The organism is Photobacterium sp., assembly GCF_057456235.1.
The window spans coordinates 170,562-189,120 of the sequence record NZ_JBVCPH010000005.1 but is presented as its reverse complement, the minus strand read 5'-3'; the positions used below and the strand labels follow the sequence as shown (position 1 = coordinate 189,120).

The 18,559-nt window shown below is 44.7% G+C and carries 18 protein-coding genes; 2 read left to right on the top strand and 16 right to left on the bottom strand.

All coding sequences use genetic code 11. The features are described from left to right. Nucleotides 1-43: 43 nt before the first annotated feature. From AC2204_RS07870 to AC2204_RS07800, 15 genes are all read right to left on the bottom strand, one after another. On the bottom strand, nucleotides 44-1,144 hold the full coding sequence (locus tag AC2204_RS07870; protein WP_318924967.1) for a tetratricopeptide repeat protein: 1,101 nt from the start codon (nucleotides 1,142-1,144) through the stop codon (nucleotides 44-46). Between the two features lie 46 nt (nucleotides 1,145-1,190). Next, nucleotides 1,191-2,156 (bottom strand): type II secretion system F family protein, encoded by a 966-nt coding sequence (locus AC2204_RS07865; protein WP_318924966.1) that lies wholly within the window; start codon nucleotides 2,154-2,156, stop codon nucleotides 1,191-1,193. A gap of 1 nt (nucleotide 2,157) precedes the next feature. Beyond that, the gene (locus AC2204_RS07860) at nucleotides 2,158-3,132 is read right to left on the bottom strand and encodes a type II secretion system F family protein (RefSeq protein WP_318924965.1); all 975 of its coding nucleotides are present in this window, start codon (nucleotides 3,130-3,132) and stop codon (nucleotides 2,158-2,160) included. Next, the gene (locus tag AC2204_RS07855) at nucleotides 3,132-4,502 is read right to left on the bottom strand and encodes a TadA family conjugal transfer-associated ATPase (protein WP_318924964.1); all 1,371 of its coding nucleotides are present in this window, start codon (nucleotides 4,500-4,502) and stop codon (nucleotides 3,132-3,134) included. Before AC2204_RS07855 ends, AC2204_RS07860 begins: the two co-directional genes overlap by 1 nt. Nucleotides 4,503-4,528: 26 nt before the next feature. Continuing rightward, entirely contained in the window at nucleotides 4,529-5,761 is a 1,233-nt protein-coding gene (locus AC2204_RS07850; RefSeq protein WP_318924963.1) for a CpaE/TadZ family protein, read from the bottom strand. An 8-nt stretch (nucleotides 5,762-5,769) separates the two neighbouring features. After that, nucleotides 5,770-6,258 (bottom strand): TadE/TadG family type IV pilus assembly protein, encoded by a 489-nt coding sequence (locus tag AC2204_RS07845; protein WP_318924962.1) that lies wholly within the window; start codon nucleotides 6,256-6,258, stop codon nucleotides 5,770-5,772. Continuing rightward, the gene (locus AC2204_RS07840) at nucleotides 6,255-6,707 is read right to left on the bottom strand and encodes a TadE/TadG family type IV pilus assembly protein (protein ID WP_318924961.1); all 453 of its coding nucleotides are present in this window, start codon (nucleotides 6,705-6,707) and stop codon (nucleotides 6,255-6,257) included. The genes AC2204_RS07845 and AC2204_RS07840 overlap by 4 nt, the downstream gene beginning before the upstream one ends. Continuing rightward, nucleotides 6,704-8,083, bottom strand: coding sequence for a pilus assembly protein TadG-related protein (locus tag AC2204_RS07835; protein WP_318924960.1), 1,380 nt, complete (start codon nucleotides 8,081-8,083; stop codon nucleotides 6,704-6,706). The genes AC2204_RS07840 and AC2204_RS07835 overlap by 4 nt, the downstream gene beginning before the upstream one ends. A 47-nt stretch (nucleotides 8,084-8,130) precedes the next feature. Continuing rightward, entirely contained in the window at nucleotides 8,131-8,376 is a 246-nt protein-coding gene (locus AC2204_RS07830; protein ID WP_318924959.1) for a hypothetical protein, read from the bottom strand. A gap of 13 nt (nucleotides 8,377-8,389) precedes the next feature. Continuing rightward, a complete protein-coding gene (locus AC2204_RS07825; protein ID WP_318924958.1) occupies nucleotides 8,390-9,850 on the bottom strand; it encodes a type II and III secretion system protein family protein in 1,461 nt (486 codons plus the stop codon). A gap of 18 nt (nucleotides 9,851-9,868) precedes the next feature. After that, nucleotides 9,869-10,651, bottom strand: coding sequence for a Flp pilus assembly protein CpaB (gene cpaB / locus AC2204_RS07820; RefSeq protein ID WP_318924957.1), 783 nt, complete (start codon nucleotides 10,649-10,651; stop codon nucleotides 9,869-9,871). A gap of 34 nt (nucleotides 10,652-10,685) precedes the next feature. Continuing rightward, complete coding sequence (locus tag AC2204_RS07815; protein ID WP_318924956.1) at nucleotides 10,686-12,047, bottom strand: AAA family ATPase; 1,362 nt, start codon at nucleotides 12,045-12,047, stop codon at nucleotides 10,686-10,688. Nucleotides 12,048-12,105: 58 nt separating this feature from the next. After that, complete coding sequence (locus tag AC2204_RS07810) at nucleotides 12,106-12,612, bottom strand: A24 family peptidase (protein ID WP_318924955.1); 507 nt, start codon at nucleotides 12,610-12,612, stop codon at nucleotides 12,106-12,108. Between the two features lie 54 nt (nucleotides 12,613-12,666). Continuing rightward, nucleotides 12,667-12,855: a Flp family type IVb pilin gene (locus tag AC2204_RS07805; RefSeq protein ID WP_318924954.1), complete on the bottom strand. Its 189-nt coding sequence runs from the start codon at nucleotides 12,853-12,855 to the stop codon at nucleotides 12,667-12,669. Nucleotides 12,856-13,090: 235 nt separating this feature from the next. Continuing rightward, nucleotides 13,091-13,249: a Flp family type IVb pilin gene (locus tag AC2204_RS07800; RefSeq protein WP_318924953.1), complete on the bottom strand. Its 159-nt coding sequence runs from the start codon at nucleotides 13,247-13,249 to the stop codon at nucleotides 13,091-13,093. 421 nt (nucleotides 13,250-13,670) lie between these two features. On the opposite strand from AC2204_RS07800, the gene AC2204_RS07795 reads away from it, so the two are divergent. Then, the gene (locus AC2204_RS07795; RefSeq protein WP_318924952.1) at nucleotides 13,671-15,383 is read left to right on the top strand and encodes a phospho-sugar mutase; all 1,713 of its coding nucleotides are present in this window, start codon (nucleotides 13,671-13,673) and stop codon (nucleotides 15,381-15,383) included. Nucleotides 15,384-15,481: 98 nt separating this feature from the next. On the opposite strand, the gene AC2204_RS07790 is transcribed toward AC2204_RS07795, so the two are convergent. Continuing rightward, entirely contained in the window at nucleotides 15,482-15,955 is a 474-nt protein-coding gene (locus tag AC2204_RS07790) for an exoribonuclease R (protein WP_318924951.1), read from the bottom strand. Between the two features lie 216 nt (nucleotides 15,956-16,171). Between AC2204_RS07790 and mrcB the strand changes: the two genes are divergently transcribed. Then, nucleotides 16,172-18,532, top strand: coding sequence for a penicillin-binding protein 1B (gene mrcB / locus AC2204_RS07785; RefSeq protein ID WP_413466688.1), 2,361 nt, complete (start codon nucleotides 16,172-16,174; stop codon nucleotides 18,530-18,532). Nucleotides 18,533-18,559 lie beyond the last annotated feature (27 nt).

Sequence of the window (18,559 nt, the reverse complement as noted above, 5' to 3'; positions counted from 1 at the left end):
ACAGGAACTAGGCCTCATAGAGTTTTGTCGCTATAGGCTGAATTTATTCCGCATCAATTCTTTCGCTAATGGAGAAAACGGTTGCCTGAGTTTGTTGATTACCCCACTTATTTGTCAGTTTAACCGGAGGAGCGGTGATCTGAAGTTTCTTTGCACGCTTCAGGTTTTGATAAGCCTTGGCATAGTACGTCGGGCTGGCATTGATCGCCTGTTCTAAATAGTTGACAGAGGCCTCATAATCGCCTTCAAGCATCGAGAAATAACCAATGTCATTGAGTGCTTCAGCCGGTGACATTACGTGCTGCAGTGAGTCAAGAGCATCTTCATAGCGCTTGCTACGAATGTAAATCAAACCTAAATTTGACCACGCACGCTTGTCATCAGGGTAAAGGATAGTTGCTCGTTTATTGATGATTTCTGCCTGTCTGGTATCTCCGCTAAGATAATATGAATAGCCGAGGTTGGTCAGGGCTGAACGTGATTTGCCGTCCACTCGCAGGCAGCTACGATATATCAGCTGGGCTTGGTCGTGACGGGCATCTAAATCGGTAATAATACCTAGTGCAATGTAGGCGCTAAATGGCGAAGATTTGTCAATACTCAGCTGGCTGGCAAAGGTATCCAGATTAGGATCCCAATCCGCCTTCCCTTGCCGTTGTTGATCCATTCGGATGGTACGTAAAAGGTGTTGCTTTGCGTTATCACGCTCCCCGAGTTTTAATTCCATGATCCCCGCGGATGCGGCATATTGAATATTATTCTCATCGATAAGCGCGGCTCGGCTGTAGGCAATTTTCGCCAATTCAGAGTTTCCCCGCTGTTGGTGTATGTAGCCTATTTTATAATAAGCTTGATCAGCTTTATCTTGAGTTGGAAAACTCAGAGCTCGAATATATTCGTAGAGCGCAAGGTCTGTATTTTTTTCTAAATAGGCTTTGTCACCACGAATCATCGCCTCTTCCGGTGTTGCTGGCGGGAAATCACCGCTTAAGCCCAGCGTTGACTTACCATCATAAAGTTCATGATCAAAGTTAGTATTTGAAGCGTTAGTCTGGTCTTCCTGAGTTGCACATCCACTAAGTAAGGATGAAAGCAATATACTCAGGAATATGAGAAGCTTGATATTAGAGCGTATTAGGTTCATTCATTATCTCCCTTAATCCTTACTGTTAGGGCTATCCCTAGATCTATTATTTTCCGAACACTTCCAGTACTGCGACAATAGCCGGGCCGATGGCGATGGCGAAGAATCCTGGCCATATGCAAGTAACTAGTGGAAAAATCATTTTGGTGCCTATCTTTGCCGCTTCCTCTTCGGCTCTTTGCATGCGTCGGTCACGAAATTCCACAGCATATTCTCTTAATGTGTCGCCCATGCTGGCTCCTAGCTTGACCGATTGACTGATGATGCTAACAAGCCCTTGTAACTCAAACAGACCTGTTCGTTGGACAAATTGCCCCAGAGCGGACGGCATCGGCACACCAACTCTGACTTTTCGACCGACTATTTGCAGCTCCTGACTTAACTCAGGAGAAATGGCGTCTATTTCGTTGGCGACTCGATTTAACGCGGCATTGAAACCCAAGCCAGCTTCTGACGTAACCACCAGCAAATCCAGAGCATCGGGAAAGGCGTTGGCAAGTCTACGGATTCGTTTTTTTGCTATTTTCCGAAGAATTATGTTGGGTATAATGGTGGCTAAACCCATAGCCACTAAAGTATAAAATAATATTTTTTGTGAGGAGAGCTCGGGCATGAACCGAGTCCCGACCAGTACGCTAAAAAGAGCAAAAATGACCAGTAAAATTTTAATGGCATAAAAATTTGTCAGCGCTTTTTTATCTTCATAACCTGCATGCATCAGTAGCGCTTTAGTGCTATCCCTTTCTTTGGCCGATGTCGGGGTAATGTATTTATCAATCGACTCCAGGGTTTTATCAAAATGTTTTTTCTCATTAACACTTTTGCCAGGTACAACATTTAGATGCGAGATTTTATTGAGTTTTCTTTTTAACGGGCTAAATACACTGGAGAGTAGTATTGCAATACTGATCGTGAACGCTACGGCACTGATGAAAAATAAGCCAAGGAAAATCCATTCGGCCTCTTTTTCATTACCGACTAACCCCATAATCAGGGTGATAAAGTAATCCATATTACACCTCGATTCGAAGAATTTTCCGTATCCAGATCAGGCCGATAAACATACTGACAGCGGTTACAGAGAGAATGGTGGTACCTTGTTCTGATTCAAAAAGCGGGGTGAGGTAGTCAGGGTTACTGAAATATAGAACAATAAATAAAACAAACGGAACTAACATCAATACCCAGGCTGACATTCGCCCTTCAGCAGACAGCGTTTTCACTTTTCGCATCAGACGAAATCGTGCTCTGATAACTTCTGAAAGTTTTTCAAGAGTTTCTGCTAAGTTACCCCCGGTCTCTTTTTGAATGATAACGGCGCTGTTGAAGGCTAATACGCTGATCGAAGGGTTGCGATGTGCAAGGTTTGCTAAAGCTACTTTAATATCGACACCGTAGTTGAGTTCAACAAAGGTTTTACCGAACTCAACCGAGACCGGCGCTGGCATCTCTTGACTGACGGTTTTCATTACTTCGCTAAAAGGATATCCGGTTAATAAAGCGCGTTTCATTACATCAAGCGCTTCAACAAACTGTTCTTCAAACAGGCTAAGACGCTGCTCAGCTTTGTATCTGAGCCATAATGAAAAAACAAGCAGAATGGCTAGCGGCGTTAGCAGGGTTATAGGCAGGCTATGAGTGACAAGTAGTATGACGAGACTACAGATGAAAGCAGTCAGTGCTAACCAAATAGCTGTTCTGTAGGCTTTCCACTCAAGTCCAGCTAAAGAGAGTTTTTCGCCTAAAAACTCACCTAGCCGGTTGTTTTCCATCCAGCGCTCAGTGTTGCTGAGTTTGTCCAAATAATTTTTTCGTAATAATGATTGCTGATGTTGTGCATTGCCTGTTTCGGCGATCATGTCGAGTTGGTTTTTTAACAGGCGAGAGCGTTTGGCTCTGGTACCGTTAGAAGACACTAATACCGTTTGCGAAATCACCACCACCGCAATAAAAAAAACCAATAAATAGAGTTCGAGACTGCTCTCCATCAGAACCCTCCTAAGCCATTATTTGGCGTGAAGTAAGAGTATGGTAAATCAATGCCCATATGTTTAAAGGCTTCAATAAACGAGGGGACATTACCTGTCGCCTGATAGTTGCCCAGCACATTGCCGTTTTCGTCGATACCAGTACGTTTGAAGGTAAAAAGTTCGGTCATTGTAATGACATCACCTTCCATACCGTTGAGTTCAACAATGCTGGTGATTCGACGCTTACCATCTTCCATTCTGCGTAGCTGGATGACGATATGGATAGCAGAAGCGATCTGAGTTCTGACGTTTTTCGTTGGCATATTCCAGCCGGCCATGGCAAACATGTTTTCGATACGGCCCAGTGCATCACGAGGGGTATTGGCGTGGATGGTTGTCATAGAACCATCATGACCGGTGTTCATCGCTGCAAGCATATCGACGGCTTCGCCACCTCGGACTTCGCCGACCACAATACGATCAGGCCGCATTCGAAGTGAGTTAATCACGAGTTCCCGCTGGGTAATTGCCCCCCGGCCTTCGATATTCGGTGGCCGGGTTTCGAGTCGAACAATATGGGGCTGTTGTAATTGAAGCTCGGCTGAATCCTCAATGGTAATGATGCGTTCGGTTTCAGGAATAAAACAGGAGCAGATGTTAAGTGTGGTGGTTTTTCCTGAGCCGGTACCACCAGAAATTAAAATATTGAGACGTCCCTTAACGATAGCCTGAAGGAAATGTGCCATTTCTTGATTAAGGGTGCCATAGTCGAGTAATTGTTCGACTTGCAGTCGTTCAACAGCGAAGCGACGGATAGAGAGCGATGGACCATCAATGGCTAACGGGGGAATGATGGCATTAACCCGTGAACCATCTTTCAGGCGGGCATCTACCATCGGAGAGCTTTCGTCAATGCGGCGCCCAACCAGAGACACAATGCGATCAATGACATTCAGTAAGTGGCTGTCATCACGAAATTGGGCTTCTGTCGCTTCCAGTTTACCTTTACGTTCGACATAAATCTGATCATAACCATTAACTAAAATATCGGAGATGGACGTATCTTTTAACAGTGGCTCAAGCGGGCCTAATCCCAGAATTTCGTCGCCGATCTCATCAATTATGCGTTTACGATTTTCGGCATTCAGAGGAACATTTTGTTCCAGCAATAACATTGCTGCGGTCTCTGAAACTTGTGTCCTTGCCTGAACGGGGTCCAGGGTTTCAAGCAAAGAAAGGTCAAGTGAATTGAACAGGGAGTCAAGTAATTCTCGTTTGATACGCTTGTCACTGTTAGTTGTCGATGGTGAATGCGTCGTAAGATTGGCATCTTCCCTTTTAATGTTGTCAGTGACGGGCTCTGAAGCCTGATCTTTTTTAAAAAACATGCTCAACTCCTTTTAAAAAAACATGCTTAACTGGTTAAAAACGAGAATAAGCGTTTAATGCCGTGTGCTTCGTCTGGTGTCTTATTCAAAATACAGTTCGCTGCAACCCGCATTCCCTTGACTATTGGCCGTTTGACATAATTAACCGCCAATAACTCACCGAGGTTGGTTGCTGCACTGACCGATTGATAGTCATTCGGTATTAATATTAGTTCATTGACATGCAATGTTTTTTTTATTTCATCAGGTTCGATGTCAATACTTTTGGAATAACGGTTAACGATGATTTTAAGGTGATTTTCATTGATACCAAGCAGGTGCTTCAATTGTTTTATCAGATTGGCTGCTTCACTAATCGCAGGAACATTTTGTTGTACTACGATAAAAATGTTATTGGCCTCCGCCAGTGCGGGCAGGGTGCTATTTTCGAGCCCTCTGGACAGGTCAACGACGACATGATCAAAATTATTTCTGAGTTGTAACAGAAAACGATTGAATGCAAGCGCATTTATTGTCGGAATTTTATCAAGAAGATCATCACTCCGACTTGAAATAAAACGCAATCCGGATTCGTGTTTAGTTAACAGTCCGTCAATGGCATATTCATCCAATTCCTCGACTTGGTTGAGTGCATCGCTGAGTATGAATTTTGGTTGTGCTGATAATAAGCTGGGTATACAGCCAAATTGTGCATCTGTATCAATTAACACTGGGTTAGTCGTTTTCTCCAGAGCAAGCATATGTGCAACAGTGGTAGCAATAATTGATGAGCCCATTCCACCTTTAGCATTCATAAATACGCTGACGTCGCCTAATCGAGCCGTATTTCTTTTTTTACCAGCACAGTCGTACAAGATTTGATCGAGTTCAATTTCATTGAAGGGAATGCTTAAAACATCTTTAATGCCGCATTTTAAGGCTTGCCGCATCAGTGAAGTATCTACGTTTTCTGCGAGCAGAACAATATCGGGTATTTTCGTTGTGTTGGTTTGATTAAATTGATTGACAATTGCAAGCCAGTCCGTTTTACCGTCAACAACGACTAAGTCTGGCAATACTTTATTCCCGTCATTGTTTAATAAAGCCCTTGATTCAAGGTCAGAAAAACCTTTAAATCGGGCATTAGACCAATGCCCGACATATGAAGACAGGTGATGGAGAAACGCTTCATCATGAGTGATTATCCAACCATCTATTAAGGTTGCTAACGGTTGTTTAACGTTTTCATTTTTAGTCTGAATTGAATGTAAATTATCCATACATCACCTTAGCAGTCTGTAAAACCCGTTCTAGTAACACCCAGACTTTCTCTAGGTAATATTGTCGAAAAGTCAGGGGCAGTAAAATCAACATCAAAAGTCGCTAAAGGAATGATGAGATTAATTTGATAGTTGATAATCCTGGCTTCAATAAAACTGATGTCATTAAATTTAGCCGGAGTTGTGAGGTCTCCTGTAATTGGAGTACCGTCTTCGCCAAGATAACGGAGTTCAATATTGGCGGCGGTAAAATTGGGTAGCGGCACACTATCGATGAAAGCAGAAGTGATGACATCGGTTTGTTCTGTTGCTGATACCTGACAAACACTGGCTATTCGTGCCGCACGCCGAGTGGTTTCATTTAATGTATGCCAGGTAAACATTAATCGTCCAAATTCAATGATCGCAAAAATAAGGATAAAGAACAGTGATGCAACAATAGTAAACTCAACAATTGTTACCCCGTGTTGTTTTCTTTTATTTGCTGCTCTGTTCATAACAACATCCTCATGGTGTAGCTTGATGTCATATTAAAATTTAAAGAAATGGCATCCCCAGAAAAGAAATTAGGTAATTGGTTAAGTACAGGTTGAAATGGATAGATAATTTCAACCTGCACATGACTGCCGTTCAGAGTAACAGAGACTTGTTCGGTTTTTAAGAATGGAAGCCGCGCGTCTCCTCCGCCATTGATATTACCGTAGACCGCTAAGTTCTTGGCATTATCTATATCAATTTGATTTAAGTGATAGTTACCTGATGAACCCGTAGCGATTGTATTTATCAAATATCGGGTACTGTCACGGCTCAACTTTTCTAATTCCGTATAAAGAAAAAATGCACGACCCAACTCCAGGATAGAGAGCAGGAGAAATAACAGGATGGGAAGAATGATGGTAAATTCAACCATTGCTAACCCTTTTATGCTTTTGGCTGCTTTCATCATGAGTCCTCGCTATCCGGGTCTTTATATAACTGGATTTTATAAGGGCCTATTTCACTGGGGATATTACTTGCTTTGCTGGCGTTGACTGGGCATTTGTCGAGAAATTGACCGATGATCCATGAGTTGCCACTTTCACCGCCATTGCTATCAACGTGAGTGGTGACACTTGAAGGCTGTGTCAGGAAGAAGCACCCAAGTCCTTTCAGAGGGATATCCATTCTGCCACCAGTCTTAGTTATCTTGTCACATTTTAGAATTGGTACGCTGATTATACGGCGATAATACCCTGATGCCTGGCAGGTTGAATCACCGATGCAGGTTTTATAATCATTTTCTGCAAATTCCTCATCCATGTATGTCTGGTTATACGTTTCATAGTTGTAAACATCATCCAGCGTCAGAGTTGGTCTGTAGATATTGACCGGGGTGCCATCTTCATTAAATACCGGGATTCGTTTGTTAGGATCATCGGGATATTCAGGATCAGGCTCAGTTTTTTGTACGGTTTCAACCTGAGCAGGCCCCCGGTACTCGGTCACTTTATCGGCAGGGTAGAGTTCCTGATCTTTTTTCATACTTCCGGAATAAAAGCCAAACCGGGTGTCTATACCGTCCGTTGGCCCAACCATGTTGCCCGGTTCGCTGGTAATGGGTTCATCTTCAACAACACTCAGGCAGGCGTCAAAACTACCTGCAAGTGCCTCTTTATAGGAGTTGGCACCTGAAATGGGATTGCCAGAGGCATCTTGTAGTGCCATTGGCATAAAGTTACCTGCGCCTATGCTGGAATCCTGTGAGGATGATGCCTTAAGAACATGCAGCGAATCTTTTTTATAGCCTGAAATTGTACTTGGATCCTCGTCTCCTTCGCAGATACTCAGTGGGACAATGTTACACGTTGATGCCACTTTTGTGCTCGGCCCAGCAACAGCGGAAGCACGAACGCTCATATCAATGTTGAAGATGGTGACTAAAAAATCGGGGATATCAACATTTTCTATACGTATCCTGACATAGGGCGAGTTCTCGGTGCTGGTGGCGGGATTAAAGGGTAATGTTTCTGAAAAGTCATAGCTGATACTGGTGCTATCAACTGTCAAAGCGTTAAAACCGTTTAATGCAAGGTTATCGGCAATGGTCTGATTGCCGGCAGCGATAGCAGCAGCGTGGTCACTACCCAAATCGATGGATTTAGCCGCACTGAGTGCGGCTGTATCGGCCAGATTTTGTAGCTTACCTTTTGATAAAATAAGGTTGCCAACATCAAGAGCCAGAGCACCAGCACCAATCAACACTGCCATTGCTAAAGTGGCGAAAACAGCCACTACACCTTTTTGCGAACGGTATGATGAGGTCATGCATTGTTTCATAGTCATTTTGCACCTCTAAACTCTAAACTTTGAGTTACTGCTGATTGTTATAGTTAATCAGGAAGAAGCTCTTTTGTTTTCACTTTCTCGGCTTCTTCTCCCTTATGATTAGAGCGAATAGCCTTACTTGCTTTTTCGCCACTGAAAGGGGGCGAATTTTCAGGGACTCTGTTTTCAGCCAACGGATCGACCGTTTGCATTCGAATTAGCTGATTTTGGCTATCTCCTAATTTCATGTCGTTAGCACAGGCAGTGACAGTCAAAGAGCTGACAACTAAGAGCATTATTGTTTTATCCATTTTCAAAGTCCCTCTATAAGCTATGACCAAATTGGCCTTCAGAGCCGGCATCTGGTGAAATGTTGTATGTAGAGGTAGCTGAGTCCTGAGAGAGATTGTCCGCTGAAACATCTTTATGCTTCAGTTCACTCATGCGACCTAGCAGGTAGTATTCCCAGTCATTGGGCTCAACAAAGCTGTCTGTTGGTAAGCTGATATCTTGCTGTCTGACAGGCTTGGCTAATCGAGGGGTGACAAGAATAACAAGTTCGGTTTCCCCTTTACGAAACGACTGGCTACGGAACAGTTGACCAATCACTGGCAGATCGCCAAGGCCGGGTAGTTTTTCGACGACATCGGTAATATTTTCACTCAGTAAACCTGCAATGCCGATTGTCTGACCATTGCCTAATTCAACGGTTGTCTTGGCACTTCGCTTGGTTAGTGCGGGAACAAAAAATTGCGTTCCTGTTCCACTGGGAGTAAGAGTAAGTGCATTTTGCGTTGAGATTTCGCTCACTTCGATATTAAGCGCCAGGTTAATGCTGTCTGCAGACATCACTGTCGGGAGGAATTTCAAACCGACACCAAACTCTTTATATTCAATGGTGATACCATCATCATCCGGTACCGGTACCGGGAACTCACCACCTGATAAGAACTCGGCTTGCTCACCGCTGAGTGCGGTTAATGTCGGCTCCGCCAGCACCTTCGCCAGGCCATTGGTCTTGGCAATATTAAGCGCGGTGGCAAATATGGTATTTCCGGTCATAAAGCTGGCAAACAGACCGCTGTCTTCAATATTCAGCAATCCCGTAATTGCATCGACACTCGTATCACCACCAACAGGCAGAGTTGCCCCGCCATTTACTCCACCCCAGGTCCAGTTACTATTATTGCGAGCGAAGACGAAATTTGAATCAAATTCGCGTACCAAGGAGCGCTGAACTTCTGCAACCGTCACTTCCAACATTATTTGATGTGAGCCGCCGACGGTCATCAGGTTAATAATGCCTGCGTTATCGCCTGAAAAAGTACGGGCAATCTCGACAGCAGTATCAACTTTGGCGGCACTTGTTACCTCACCACTGAGAACCAACTTGTTTTGACTGGTAAATACAGAGACTTTCTCACTCGGCATAAACTCATAAAGTTTCGTTTTTAAAGCATTCAGGTCATGGGTGACTTCGACGTCTAACACGCTAATAAGGCGCCCTTTCGAATCCCAGATAATCACGTTGGTTGTACCCAGTGTTTTTCCTAATACATAAATTTTGTTGGAACGCAGAATTAATATGTCTGCGACCTCTGGGTTTCCGACAGATATTTTCTTGGCTTGCCCAGGAATTTCGACAAGACGAGATTTATTTTGTGGCACGGTAATACTTTCCGTTCTTGCCGCAAACGTATTGAAACTAATGCCAAGCCCTAACAATAGGACAAGAATTGATATCAGCCGGCCGAAATCAAACTTGTTTATAAGTGGATTATCCATGTTATCAACTCCCTGTATTTAGATGCGTACATTGACACGACTTGTTTTAGTTCCCTTTATTACGGTGACGGCATCTGTTGTTCGGCGATAAACTCGCTGAGGTTTTTCTTCCGGGTCATTCGGATTCCGTAAAGCGAGTTGTAGTTCCCCTTTTGACTTTGCTGTAATCAGGGTTTCAACTTGTTTTGGCGTGACTTCCAGTGTAACGGCCCGGACGATAATCGGTTTGGATTCATCGGTGCGTGCGGTTTGATCTACGGCCAGTATTTTGATTTTTTTGAGAACGGTCGATGCTCTGTTTACTTTTTCTTGGGCATAAATAACGTCTACGAAATCGCCAGGTAAAAGGAAACCAGCGACCCCAATTACGTCGTTAACCCGAATAGTAACGGCACGCATCTTCGGTGCGATTAATGCTGCTAAGGTTGTTCCTTCTCCGGGGGCAACTAAACGCTCTTTACGGATGATATCCCCTTGAAACATTTCATTTCGGGCCAGTTTACCAATAACTTGTTCAATCTGTTCGTATCCGCTGGTCGACATAAGGTCTGCAGGGTAGTGTTCGACTTGTAAATGTTTCGCCTCAATTTTAGTGCCAAGAGGTATGCCCATCTGAGCAATTACTCGGGCAACTTTGGGTTCTTCCTTAATTGTCGGCTGAACTGGTTGTGTATACTCCGCTTGTTTTTCCTCAGATAAATTGGCTTGTTTTTGTTGTAGCCAGTTATTGGCCAGCAGTAATGCACCGGTTCCCATTAAAATGGAAACAAATAACATTAATATTACTTTTCCTTTAGCCATGAGTTTCTCCTGCTTTACTTGTGGTCATTCATGGTTATTCTGAGTCGACTTGGTCGACGAAATAACTGTTCCAGACACCTTCAATCAGTTGTTGGTCTATTTGAGGTGATAGTTGGAAAAAATCGATTTGATTACTGCACATCAATACCAAGTCTCGTGGATAACATGGCAAGAAAGGTACACTGTGTTCGATATGTAACTTATTGACCACGAGCATAAGACTATCTTTAGCTAGTGCAATACCGTGTTTATTACACTCTTGCTGCCATAGGAAATAGTAATCAGCCTGTGAAATAGGCTCAAATTGAATTTTATAGCCAATACGCCGCAAGAATGCGTCGTCAGCGAGTCGGCTTGGATGAATGTTTGATGAAAAAACAAGTACCTGCTCAAAAGGAATATCGAAGTGTTCACCTGATGCCATTGAAAGGTAATCGATTCGCTCCTCCAGAGGTACAATCCAACGGTTTAGAATCGCATCGATAGATATTTTCTGGCGGCCTAAGTCATCAATTAACAAAATGCCGTTATTGGCTTTCATTTGCAGAGGGGCTCGATTAATTTTGTAGGTGGGATCCATCGATACTTCGAGCATTTCTGCTGTGAGTTCACCACCCACAACGACTTCGGGTCTTTTACAAAGCACTAATCTGTCGTCATGGCCGTCATCGAGACGCAAGCTTTTGGTGTTCAAGCCTTCTTTTTTTATGCTTTGATTAACAGGTGGCTTGACCATTTCATGAATAATTGGGTCAAATACTTGCAGTACCTGGTGGCCAATACAAACAGCATAAGGAATGAGTACATTCGATTTAAATAGTCTGACCAGGCGGCGAGAAACATACGTCTTACCTGTTCCCGGAAGACCGTAAATAAAAATCGCTCGTCCAGAATTTAACGCCGGCCCAAGTTGAGCAACAAGCTTGTCGTTTAAAATCAGATCATTAAGCCCTGCTGTCAGTGAATCGGGGGTGACCGCTTCACGTTTTGACGACTGGCGTACGACTAATTGTTTGTATAGTTCAAGCGGAATCGGTACCGGGCCAAGATAGCCATCGCGCTGGAGTTCTTGTTGCGCAAATTGCCTGCCTTTTTGAGTTAAACCATAGCGCATTCCGCGGTCAAATCTGCCATCGGATCGGACTTCAACCAGTGCTTCTGCTTTCAGTTTCTGCAGAAGTAGATCAACAAGGTTACCCGATAAGGCAAGTGATTGAGATAAGGACGGTACATCTAAATCCGTAGCCTGCGATAAATGTTTCAGCAGCAGCGTTTCCAGTATTCGAGCGGGAATACCGGTTTGTTCAAGCGTACGCGGCTTTGGTACTAACTCACTTAGCGCATCAGGGGCGCACTTTTCAGAATTGAGCAATACTGACGATGCTGAATTGATCATGCTAACCCCTCTAATTGGTATTAAAAAGTTCTGCTATAACAAATAGTAAAATAATCCGTTAAAACAAATAAAACTCACAGTAAATCGTCGCTAGCAGTATGGCTCCTCCCATCGGAACTGCACCGGCTGCCACAGAGTTTGGTTGCGACGGCTGGTAGATGCGATAGATGAGAACATCTCGCCACCGTTTGAGCATATTAAGAAGTTCGCCGTAACAGGCCAGTCGTAAAACAGCGAGACTCCCAGCGGTTAAGACCGCCATGGCAATAAGCAAAATAATGTTCGGATACCCGACAATGGCGCCTAATGCCGCCAGTAGTTTCGCATCCCCCGCACCAAATAAGCCCACTATATGAAGCAGGATAGAAATCAGAAGCCCTACGAACAGTCCCAATAGGGCATCTGGTAATGAAATGGATTGAATCGAGCCTAACCCAATGGTCGTCATTGCTGATTGCACTAATCCAACCGTAATTATTGCAATAACCGCTTTATTGGGGATTTTGCAGTCTCTGAGATCGTAGAGTGCTGCATAAATCATGATGCTTATGATCATTAGGCTCATATCAATCCTTTTTGAGCTGGCAAGGTTTCATACATCCTTACTGTTTCATTCCCATTAGGGAGTCACCGTCCCACTAGCTGCATCTGTAAGATCATTAATGGTGTTTTCAACTGCGTCGCCTAACAAGCTGAATGCGGTAACGACACCCACGGCCACTAATGCACCGGCAATGGCATATTCCACCGTTGTTAAGCCTTCTTCATCACGGCAAAATTCAATTAAATACTGCTTTAAGTTATTCATCTTTGTCACTCCCGATTTGGATATCAAGGTCGTCCGTTATGTGTACCACTTTAAAACGAATTAAAGTGGTATGTTGCTACTGTGTTGCTAATTTAAAACTAGTTGAATATCAGAAAAGTACTAGCTATTTTTTGTTTTAAATTTTTATTTTTTTTACAAGTTATTGTTTAAATTCGTATTTTATGTGTATTTTCTTGCGTCAAAATAATGACGGGCGGTGGTATTAAATGACATGTTAAGGAATCAGGTTAGCAAGCCTGACAATGCTGTTTTTTACGACCGCACCTAACGAGGTAAAGGCTAATAAGAGACTAAAAGTCACTGATGAACCTGCAATCGCGTATTCCACTGTGGTTAAGCCTTCTTCATCAGTACAAAAATCAGTTAAATTCATCTTTAACTTAACCATGCTTGGTATTCACGTGCTGTTTTTACATTCAATTGAAGAATGTTGTTATTTGAAGATTAGTATAAGGTATAAAATAGTGGTATTTATTTGTTTTTATGCGTATTCAGGAATGCCATTTTATTTTAAGCGTATGTATTACATCGGTTATTTTTTTTGTTTTCTGTGGTTGATTAATGTTATTTATGATAAATAAATCGCTATGACGTGGTGTTATCCCTCTTTGTGCAGAGTGTTTTGCTTTAGCTTCTATACTTGATTTATTGCTTTGGTTTTCAATGATACCAATCATTTATCTGGTGAAAGCGTCACCATTGGGCTTCATCAGAAAGAACAGCTCAAGCGCACGAGTGCGTTTGAATGCTATTGCTGCGGATTGAGAGAAAACAACATTGTAGGAACTTTAATAATGAAGACAGAAATTACTCGTTGGTTAGCGCGAGACCCTGACCCTAAAACACGTGAAGAACTACAGCAGCTCATTGATTCGAATAAGGAAGAGGAATTATCTGCCCGGTTTGCTAGCCGTTTGGAATTTGGGACGGCAGGATTGCGTGGTCTGGTGGGGGCAGGCCCGAACCGGATGAACCGACTGGTGATTCAAGAGACGGCAACGGGCCTCGGCCAGTATTTGCTCGCGACTGAAAAAGATGCCGCATTTCGGGGGGTTGTGATCGGGTATGACGGACGGCCGGACTCAAAACAGTTTGCCCATGATACGGCTGCGGCTCTGACAGGGCAGGGGATCAAAGTGTACCTGACGGTTAAGGTATCCCCGACACCGCTAGTGGCTTATGGCGTGACTCATATAGATACGGCGGCAGGTGTAGTGGTAACTGCGAGCCATAATCCGCCTGCTTATAATGGTTTTAAGGTGTACTGGGGCAATGGCGCGCAAATTATTCCGCCACATGATTCAGGTATTGCGGCTGAAATCGATAAAGCGGCGAAGCAAAACCTTCACCTGATGGATCTGGAACAGGCTCAGCAGCAAGGCCTGTTAGTGTGGCTTGATGATGATTTTTATCAGGCCTACCGCCACACCATGAATACGAATGTACTGCTTTCAAATCATACCCAGCCTGATGGGATCAGCCTGGCGTACACCGCTATGCATGGGGTTGGGGCGGAGATGGCAGAAAGCTTGCTGAAAGATGCCGGTTTTAATCAGGTATATAGTGTCGCCGCTCAGCGTGAACCGGATGGTACTTTTCCTACTGTCAACTTCCCGAATCCGGAAGAGGCGGGGGCGATGGACATGGTGATTGCAGAAGCCAAACAGCATAATGCGACACTGGCTTGTGCAAACGATCCTGATGCTGATCGCTTTGCTGTCGCGGTGCGTAAAGAAGATGGCGAATATCAGATGCTGACAGGCGATCAGGTTGGTGTTTTGCTGGGATATTACTTGCTTAATCACGCCGAAGCCGGTCAGAACCTGGTCGGATCAACAATTGTTTCTTCCAGTTTATTAGAACAAATAGCCAAATCTGCCGGGGCCAATTATTTTCAGACGTTGACAGGGTTTAAATGGCTGACAAATATCGCAATGCAGCGCCAGACCGAAGAGAGTCGATTCCTGTTTGCTTACGAAGAAGCACTCGGCTATACCGTTGGCAGCGAAGTGTGGGATAAAGATGGTTTATCGGCATTGGTCGCGTTTGCCCAGCTAACGGCAGAGCTCGCCGCAAATGGAAAAACGGTGTGGGATCAGCTGGAAGCTATTTACCGAGAACACGGCTTATACCTGAATGCGCAAAAGAGTATCGCGCTGGATCCCAGTGCGCCGGCAATCGGTGAAACATTACGTATTAATCCACCGGTTGATATTGCAGGTCGGCGCGTAGTGGTTACAGATGACTTAAAGTCATCACTTAAAATCTATGCTGATGGTAAAACTGAAGCCATTGATTTACCTGCCAGTGATGTGTTGATCTACCGTTTAGAGGATGGTTCCCGTGTGATTGTTCGCCCTTCTGGCACTGAACCAAAACTCAAATGTTACTATGAGGTGATTGAACCGATGAGGCGTGAAGATACATTTGATTTTGCGGAACAGAGAGCGAATATTTCAATGAACGATCTTATTACACAGCATCAGGCTTCAATTTCAAGAGGGTAACGACTCTTCTTATTGCTGTTTTAATTAGAGACTTACAGTAACAGTGAAGCCGCATTAAGCGGCTTCTTTGTTATTTTAGTCGCGAGGGTATATCTGTTTTATGCGTTCAGCTTATTCTTTTTATTAATATTCTGATCGTGAATTTCAGCATAGTTGTGCAGTAACTCGGTCAGTATTTTGACCCAGCCAAAAGCATTATCCGGGGCGGTATCAAGCAGTGACTCAACCTGCTCACAGTGTTCTTCCAGTGAAACGGCTTCTTCCAGATTGAAAGACAGGGCATAGAAATGCCATAGGATCAGTCGGATCATGCGATCAGCATTTTGCTTTGCATTCTCTGATTCTGAAAAGGCACCTTTGACTTCACCTAATGCAATGGCCGTCATGCGTAACATGGCATCGAACTGCGCTGACTTCATCCGGTCGTCGCTATCGATCTCTTCCTGATCGAAGGTGAATAGCTCTTGCATCACATCTTCCGGCACCATACGGCTGATAACTCGGAGACTGAACTCTTCCAGTTCATGGCGTGGCATGGTCACCAGGCAGTCAAATTTATAATCGCGTTCCATAGTTATTCTCAGCAGTTGGATCAACGGGCGCGTATTTTGAGGGATTTTTCTCTCGGTCGCAACTATTGCTCAGACTTTGACAGAGGCATGACACGCTGTGATGGCTGTTTCTCTATCCTGCCCAAAACAGATCTCACAGCCTGATCAACCTTATTGGGTGGTGTGAACCATTTATTAACACTCAGAATGCTCTGAGTGGAGTTAGTACAGATCCCTATGACGACATCAGACAAGCAAAAACAGCCTGAATCCGATCACAAGCCGGAGTCAGAATTAAAGCCTGATCCGGTATTAAAGCAAGGCGCAGCACGCCAGCCACCAAGTAAACGAAAGTGGCTGAAATTGGGCGGTATTGGCGCCGTTATGTTTACCTCAATCAGTATGGTATGGATGGGGTTTTCACTTAACCAGACAGTGACGGAGAAGTTTGAAGGGCAGTTGTGGCAACTGCCATCCATCGTGTATGCCCGCGAACTGACTCTTCAGCCCGGTACGCCAATCCGATATGAAGATTTGGTGAATGAGCTGGAGGTGCTGAAGTACCAGAAGGTTAATGCGCCGCGTCGAAGTGGCGAATATTCAACCGGACGACTGAACGTTGAGTTTATCCGCCGTCCGTTTGAGTTTAAAGAAGGCAGCGAAGATCAGCGTCATGTGGTTGTGGAGTTTGATTACTCGGCGGTGAAACGTATTTATGAGGCAAAGACGCAGCGAGAATTAGGCTTTTTGCGTATTGAACCGAAAATGTTAGGCATGTTGGAAGCCCGAGCTGAAGAGCAACGTATTTACTTGCCGAAAGATGAAATGCCGGAGCCTTTGATTGATGCATTGATCGCAACGGAAGATCGAAATTTTTATCAGCATGATGGCGTCTCTCCGGTTGCCATTGGCCGTGCATTTTTGGCGAACTTGAAAGCAGGCCGCACGGTTCAGGGGGGAAGTACCCTGACTCAGCAGCTGGCAAAGAACCTGTTTTTGAGCAGCGAGCGCAGTTTATGGCGTAAATTCCGCGAAGCGTATATGGCGCTGATCATTGATTATCGCTATGACAAAGATCAGATCCTCGATGCCTATCTTAACCAGGTGTATCTGGCACAAAGTGGTGCTGATGCGGTCCATGGTTTTGCATTGGGGGCGCGGTTCTATTTTGGGCGTCCGCTTTCTGAGTTACGTATCGATCAGCAGGCCTTGTTGGTCGGGTTGGTAAAAGGGCCGTCGTATTATAATCCGTGGCGTTACCCTGAACGTGCAAAACAGCGCCGTGATTTAGTGCTGAAAATGATGTTTGATAATGGTCAGTTAGAACAAGACGAGTATGACATCGCCATTAAGCGCTCCATTGGGGTGCAAGATAAAGGTCGGTTGGCAAATCGACAGCCCGCCTATTTTGAACAGCTTAAGCACGAACTTGAAGAAAATGTCGGCGATAACTACCAGCCAGGAAAAGGGCTGCGTTTATTCACGTCGTTAGATCCGCTTTCGCAAGAAAAAGCAGAGCAAGCGGTACGAAATGCAATTCCTAAGCTTGAAAAACAGGCCGGAAAAGAGCTGGAAACGGCAATGGTGATTGCAGATAGACGATCTGGTGAAATTCGAGCGATGGTCGGGGGAAGTCGTCCCGGTTATGCCGGTTTCAACCGGGCGATTGATGCAAAACGACCAATAGGCTCTATTGTTAAGCCCGCGATCTATCTTGCCGCACTTGAGCAGCCTGAGCGTTTTTCACTGGCGACCACGCTCCAAGACCGTCCGCTGACCTTGAAGGGGGCGAAAGGAGAGGACTGGTCACCGCGCAATTATGACCGGCAATATCACGGTGAAGTGCCGTTGTTTATGGCACTGGCGAAGTCGTACAATATTCCGACGGTCAACTTAGGCATGGCGGTTGGTATAGACAATGTTATCGACACGATGGAAAAGCTCGGAGTCGATCGTAAAGAAGTCCCTAAGCTGCCATCAATGTTACTGGGCGCGTTTACCTTAACGCCGCTGGAAGTGACTCAGATGTACCAGACCATTGCCAGTGGCGGCCATAAAGCCAACCTGACCGCATTAACGGCAGTTACCGATAGTGAAGGTAATGTGCTTTATCAGAACTGGCCGAAATCTTCACCTGCCGTATCTGAACAAGCTGCCTGGCTGACCATGTACGGTATGCAAAAAGTGGTGAGTTTAGGCACCGGACGTTACCTGAATACCCAGTTCGCATCGTCGCATTTGGCTGGAAAAACGGGCACGTCGGATAATGGCCGAGATAGTTGGTATGTCGGTGTGGATGGTCGTGAGGTCGTGACGGTCTGGATGGGCCGGGATGATAATAAAAGTGTCAACTTAACCGGGTCTTCTGGCGCATTGCGTTTATATGCTGATTATATTCAGCGTCGTGATCCTGAAGCGTTAGTACTGCGCCGGCCCGCAAAGGTCACTGATTTTTCTTATCGACAATCTCAGAGTGGCAGTTTCTCTCAAAGTTGCCTCGGTCAAACTACATTGCCCGCCTGGGATCCCAGCGGCCGCTTAAAACCCAGCTGTGTAAATAATGTCGAACGCTTCTTCCAGCGGTTACTCGATTGGTGATTTTTAATCTGTAATGGTTAGGCCTGT